The 5,984-nt window shown below is 61.1% G+C and carries 4 protein-coding genes; 2 read left to right on the top strand and 2 right to left on the bottom strand.

The annotated features are described in order from the left end of the window. The coding region (locus tag KAZ48_10300) for an MFS transporter (GenBank protein MBP7973181.1) at positions 1-689 on the bottom strand (689 nt) is incomplete at its 3' end. 129 nt (positions 690-818) lie between these two features. Here KAZ48_10300 and KAZ48_10295 point away from each other — a divergent pair. Then, the gene (locus KAZ48_10295) at positions 819-4,145 is read left to right on the top strand and encodes a cytochrome P450 (protein ID MBP7973180.1); all 3,327 of its coding nucleotides are present in this window, start codon (positions 819-821) and stop codon (positions 4,143-4,145) included. Positions 4,146-4,230: 85 nt separating this feature from the next. Then, entirely contained in the window at positions 4,231-5,094 is an 864-nt protein-coding gene (locus tag KAZ48_10290; GenBank protein MBP7973179.1) for a methyltransferase domain-containing protein, read from the top strand. A gap of 96 nt (positions 5,095-5,190) precedes the next feature. Here KAZ48_10290 and KAZ48_10285 read toward each other — a convergent pair whose 3' ends face one another. Next, positions 5,191-5,466 (bottom strand): hypothetical protein, encoded by a 276-nt coding sequence (locus KAZ48_10285; GenBank protein ID MBP7973178.1) that lies wholly within the window; start codon positions 5,464-5,466, stop codon positions 5,191-5,193. Positions 5,467-5,984: the final 518 nt, after the last annotated feature.

Raw genomic sequence — 5,984 nt, 5'->3', positions numbered from 1 at the left:
AGGGGCCAAGCGAGCAGTTGAAAGATCACAGTGAAGAGCACGACCCTGCGAAGCAGAGAAGTACCGGAGATGAGCCCGATAGTTGCCCGTAGACCCATCTCTGAGTCGTGATCGATCGGCTTCTTGGTATCCACAGCCGGGAGGCGCATGAAGACGAAAATCATCGGCAAGTACGTCGACGAGTTGATGAGAAAGACCGCTGGAGCTCCGAGGGTGTTCATCAGTAGCCCCCCGCTGATCAGCCCAATAATGGTGGCTCCCGCAACCCAGGTCGCCAGGGAGGCATCCAACTTGTCGAGTTGACCGGGTGGAGCGACTGAACGCAAGATCAAGTTGTAGGACGGCGTGAAGAGCGCGATCAAGACTCCGACGAACAGCGCCCCGATCAGCAGGAGCCAGACTGAGATGTACCCAAGCTGAATCAGTAGGGCGAGCAGGACAAAAACGCCCACCTTGATCCAGAGCAGATTCGCGCAGAGGACCCGGACATCGAAACGCTGGGTGATCTCTGCGCTTGTTTTCATGAGCACCAGGGATGGCAGTGCTCCGGCGGAGAGCACCAAGATTGAGATAAGCAGAGATCCCGATATCTGGTACGACAGCCACGCCAGCGCGAACATCGCGAGCGCACTTCCGTAAGCGCTGATTGCCACACTGGCCTTGACGTATCGAACGGGTGAGTGCTTCATGCTGCCGCTTCCACCAATGGTTCCAACGCTTGAACAATTTTGATAGATAGGACCATAGTCCTATGTGCCTTGCTCCGGCCCCCGAAGTTGAGGCGATCACTCTTACGAAAGACGTGACTGGAGCTCGCCATGGCCGACCTGACCCCGATCCCACCCATCGAAGGCTTCTCAATCATGGAGGGCCGGCGGGCGGCCAAGACGGACCTTTACCAATACGGCTTGAAGCTAGGGCGCGAGAACACCCCGATCAGTAGCTACGATGCGACCAATCTGATTGTCACGACCGCCGCCTTGACAGCCGAAGTGTGCGACGAGAGTCGGTTTGAGAAGGCCGGCGCGGCCGCGTTCGGTTCGGCCGGCGACAGTACGAAGGGGAACCAGACCGCAACTCTGCGGGGTTTTCTCGGGACGGGCCTCATCAGCGCCTACAACGACGAGCCGGCTTGGGGACGAGGCCATCGGATTCTGTCCAACGCGTTCTCACCAACGTCGCTCAATGAACTCTACGACGCGAGTATCGATGGGTGCGCGCAGTTGGCGATGCGACTTGAAAGCACGGACAAGGGCAAGGACATCCAGGTCGCCAAGATGGCCGGCACCCTGTTCTTTGAGATCATGAGCCAGTACGCCCTCTCGCAGAACCTCGGCGCGTTCTACTCCGACGATTCACCCATCTTCGTCACCACCGCCACGCGCGTGGTTCACCAACTTGTTCTGCGTCGACTTCTGCCATCGGAGGTCATGAAGTTCGACGTCCACGCCAACCGTCAGATCAGCAAAGACATCGCTGCGATGCACGATTTCGCCGACCAACTGATTGCCGCCCGACGAGCTTTGGGTGTTGGCAACGAGAGCACTGATCTGCTGGGACACATGCTGCGAACGCCTGATCCGCAGACCGGCGATTTCATGTCAGATCTTGAGATCCGCTACGAGCTCTTGACGCTGCTGGGCGCAGGCCAAGAGGGACCTCACAACATTCTGACGACCGCGCTGCACGTGGTCGCATCGAAACCTGACCTGTTCGCGCGAATCCGCGCTCAGATCGATGAGGTGTTGGGCGCCGACTCAAACCGACTGCCGACCGTGGAGGAGGTCGGCAAACTCACGCTGATTGACGGACTCGTGAAGGAGACGATGCGCGTGTATCCATCTGCGCTGGCCTTCACGAGGAGTGCGCGCGAGACAACCGTCATTGGGGGACAGTATGAGGTCACTCCTGACATGACCGTCGTCGTCTTCCTGCCGAGCGTTCATCGCGACCCAACCGTGTGGGATCGACCGGATGAGTTCGATGTGGATCGGTGGAGTCCTGAGATGGAGGCGTCCCTGCCGCCAGGTTCCTACAAGCCATTCAGCACCGGTGCGCGGGCGTGCATCGGGCGTCTGTTGGCAATGACCGAACTGCAGACCGCGCTGGCGACCTTGATTCAACGCTTCGATCTGAGCGCGCCGAGTGAACCGCTGGAGTTCGGCGTGTCACTGACTCTCAAACCCAAGCCCTACACGCTGCGGTTCACGCCGCGTCCGGGTCGCGCGCCGATGGATGCGACATTCAGGCCGGAAGCGACCCGGAATCCCGAACCCGCCGAGAGTGACCTGTCGTCCACTGACTCTCACACCGCAGTCGGGCCGGACACCGCAGTCGGGACGGACACTGCAGCCGGGACGGATACCTCGGCCGATGGAACAGCGACCAGTTCCAGTGCCAGCGCCGATCAGTCGGGCACACAGACATTGGTTGTGTGGCATGCCTCGGATGGCGGTACGGCGTTGTCGCTTGCACGCCGGATAGCCTCCGGCGCCCGCGACCATGGCTTCGAAGCACGATTGGGCGTGCTCAATGATGCGGTCGGCAATCTCGATCGGGATCATCTCAACGTCATCATTGCCGCGTCGTACAACGGGCAGCCAGCCACCACGGGCGGTGAATTCGTGACGTGGCTGAAGAGTGTCCCGACCGACTCCCTGCGGGGGACCGACTTCGCAGTTTTCGGCTGTGGCGACCGTCATTGGACTGACACCTACCAGGCCGTGCCGACCCTGTTGGACGCGGAACTGGCGGCAGCCGGTGCGAACCGAGTTGTGGACCGCGGCTCGGCGGATTCGTCTGGCGACTTCGACTCCGCGTTCAACGATTGGACCGCCGGTTTGTGGGCACTGATCGCTCCAGCTGGCGGGGAACACACCGATGCAGGTGCCACTCTGGTTGCCGGCCCGAATCCCGACCAGCTCGCCAGCGATCTTGACCTCAGCCTGGCGACCCTGGTGAGTAGCGCTGAGTTGCAGCGACACTGGGGTTCGGATCATTCCGAGTACTCGACCATGCATCTTGAGGTTGATCTCCCTGCGGACGTCGAGTATCAAGCGGGGGACCACATGTTGGTACTGGCAGCGAATCGTGAGGGTTCAGTACGTGCCGCTGCCAAGCTGTTCGGGATTGAGCCCGGGGCTCTGCTGCGCCTGCACTACCCCGCGGATCAGGACAAGCGGGAACCCGAATTGGTGAGTGCTGCGGAGTTGCTTCGCACCCGATTTCAGCTGAACGAGCCTGCCCGACGCGCGGGGGTCGAACTACTCGCCCAGTACGTCGATAGCGACGGTCACCGTGACGAACTCATGGCATTGATCAAGGACGACGATTCGTATCAGACTCGGGTCCTCGACAAGCACCTGTCGTTGATCGACCTGGCCACGCAGTTTCCACCGAGCGAGCCACTTCCGGTCGCCCACTTGGAACAGGCGTTCAGTGCTATCAAACCGCGAACCTACTCGATCTCCAGCGCCCCGACTCCAGGTTCGCGGCGAGCCAGTTTGACGGTGGGGGTGCTTGAGCGCCCGGCATTGGCTGGCTCAGGAACGTTCCACGGCATCTGCTCGACCTACCTGGCTGAGATGCCCGCCGATGCGCAGTTCTTCATGAAGATCAAGCGACCGGGGCCCGGGTTCGCTCTGCCGGAAGATGACGCCAAGGCGGTCGTCATGATCTGCGCCGGAACGGGAATCGCGCCGTTTCGAGGGTTCCTGCAACATCTGGGCGCTGCTCACGACGCCGGCGCCACCACGCCACCAGTGGTGCTCCTTCGCGGGTGTCGGCGAAGCGACCACGACACCATCTACGGGGACGAAATTGACCGTTGGGTCGAGCAGGGCTGGCTGCGGTACTTCCCAGCTTTCTCCCACGAACCCGGTCGCGACGCGCAGCATGTCGAGGACGTCATGGTGGAGCAAGCAGACGTGCTCAATCCACTGCTCGACGCCGACGCCAAAGTCTTGGTGTGTGGCGATGCCGACCAGTTCTATCGCGACATTGAACAGACGATGATCAAGCTGCGGACAGCTGGCTCGGCACCCACGAATTCGGCAACTGACGACTGGCTTCAGCAGGCGAAGGCCGATGGCCGGTACGTCGTCGACATCTGGGCGCAGCAAAACGACCCTGCACCCGTTGGCTAGGGGTAGTCAGTCTCGAGGAACCTGCCAGAGGTCGCTCACTCGCGTGGAAGGTGACGACCGGAACTCGAAGAACTAGTCTGCTTGCGTGAATCAACCCCGTGACGACGCGGTCGTCCAGATTGCGAGCTTGTTTGATGGCCTCGCAACGTCGTACGACGAGGTGGGAGTTGACTTCTTCGGCCCCATCGCCGACGAACTGGTTGGGAGGTTGGCGCCGACCCGCGGCGAGTCCCTCCTCGACATCGGCTGCGGCAAGGGCCGGGTTCTTATCAGTGCCGCTGAACGCGCAGGTCCGAATGCGCGCCTGATGGGCATCGACGTCTCACCGGGAATGCTGGCCGAGGCGCGCACGACCCTGGACAAGGCCGGACTGACGCAGGTGGAACTCCTGGAAATGGATGCGCAGAATCCGCAACTCGCCGCTGCGCCCTTCGACGCGGTCGCTTCTTCGCTTGTCTTGTTCTTTCTTCCTGACCCCGTGAGGGCGCTGCGCGCGTGGCGCAGGTTGCTCAGGCCTGACGGGCGAGTGGGTATCACGACCTTTGGCGACCGCGACCCGCGCTGGGAAGACGTCGACTCCGTGTTCACCCCGTATTTGCCTGCCAAGATGCTCGATGCCCGCACGAGCGGAGCCACTGGGCCGTTTGGATCGGACGCGGGCGTCGAGGATCTGTTCCGGCAAGCTGGCTTCACGGATGTCCAGACGTGGCATGCCGAAGTCGGCGTGGTGTTCGCGGATGCCGATCATTGGCGCACGTGGACCATGTCGGTCGGCCAGCGAGCAATGTGGCAGGCGGTCCCAGCCGAGAAGGTGGCGGAGGTACAAAAACTGGCAGCGCAGCGGCTCAGCCACTGCATCGGCGATGACGGTCGGATTCACCTCACCCAGACCATTCGCACAACGGTCGCGTTCCTGGCAGACCCCGCAAGGTCGTGGGCGCTGCGTTGACCCGCATCCCACTCATAACCCGCGCAGCCAGCGCTGCTGATGCCTTTTGCGTCGGGTGCTTGAGTACATCCAATTCGGATTAGTTGCTGGTCGCGCCTACTCCAGGATGTTGATTTTGCAGTCCGCCTTGATAGTCGGGGCGAGCTTGACGGTCTCCTTAGCCGCTTCCCCAGCTTGCTGGGCCGTGACTGAAGTTGGGTCGGTATTCATGGTTCCCAGGACCGTGAGTAATTTGGCAATCTCGGGCTTTCCGTCAGCAGTTGCAGCATCCGCGGCGGATCCCAACAGCTTGCCGAACTTGGCCAAATCGGCAAGCTGCGCAGCACTGAGTGCCACTCCCGAGGGCGGCTTGACTTTGTACGCTGCGGCCAAGGGCGCGCAATAGGTTGCCGCCGAGACCGACGAAGACGATGACGGCGAACTAATCGCGGTACTGGCTGGTGGTGTGTCCGGCGTCTGACTGCTGGTGGTCGCACCCCCGCACGCCGAAAGACCTACTAGTAGGAGTGGGATGGCGCAGGGTGCAATGCATGCGCGCGCACTAGCTGAGGTCATACGACAACCATCCCACCGCCCACAAGCTCTACGGAAGGCTTACACCTGATTGCTTTGGGCTATCCGGTAGTAATCACGCAAAGATCAGGAACTTCGAGCGTGCAACACCGCGATCGCAGCTCGCGTGAACGAGGGAACTCCACAGTGCCCAGCAACGCGGGGGAACCTCCACAAGCATGGATCGAGAGTGTCAAGCATCAACCGAAACCGGCGACAAGCATCAACCGGAAACGTGTAAAGACTCAGCCGAAGCCACAATGTCAAGCATCAACCGAACCTTTACACACAAGAGGGCCGACGAGGGGACTTGAACCCCTAACCGCCCGATTACAAGT

The sequence above is a fragment of the Candidatus Nanopelagicales bacterium genome (assembly GCA_018003655.1).
Taxonomy (GTDB): domain Bacteria; phylum Actinomycetota; class Actinomycetes; order S36-B12; family UBA10799; genus JAGNDY01.
The sequence above is the reverse complement of the archived record's forward strand: the minus strand, read 5'-3'. Positions and strand labels throughout refer to the sequence as shown.

Bases quoted from the DNA above. Each gene is read 5' to 3' on its own strand.
- KAZ48_10295 (MBP7973180.1), top strand. From the start codon at position 819: ATGGCCGACCTGACCCCGATCCCACCCATCGAAGGCTTCTCAATCATG.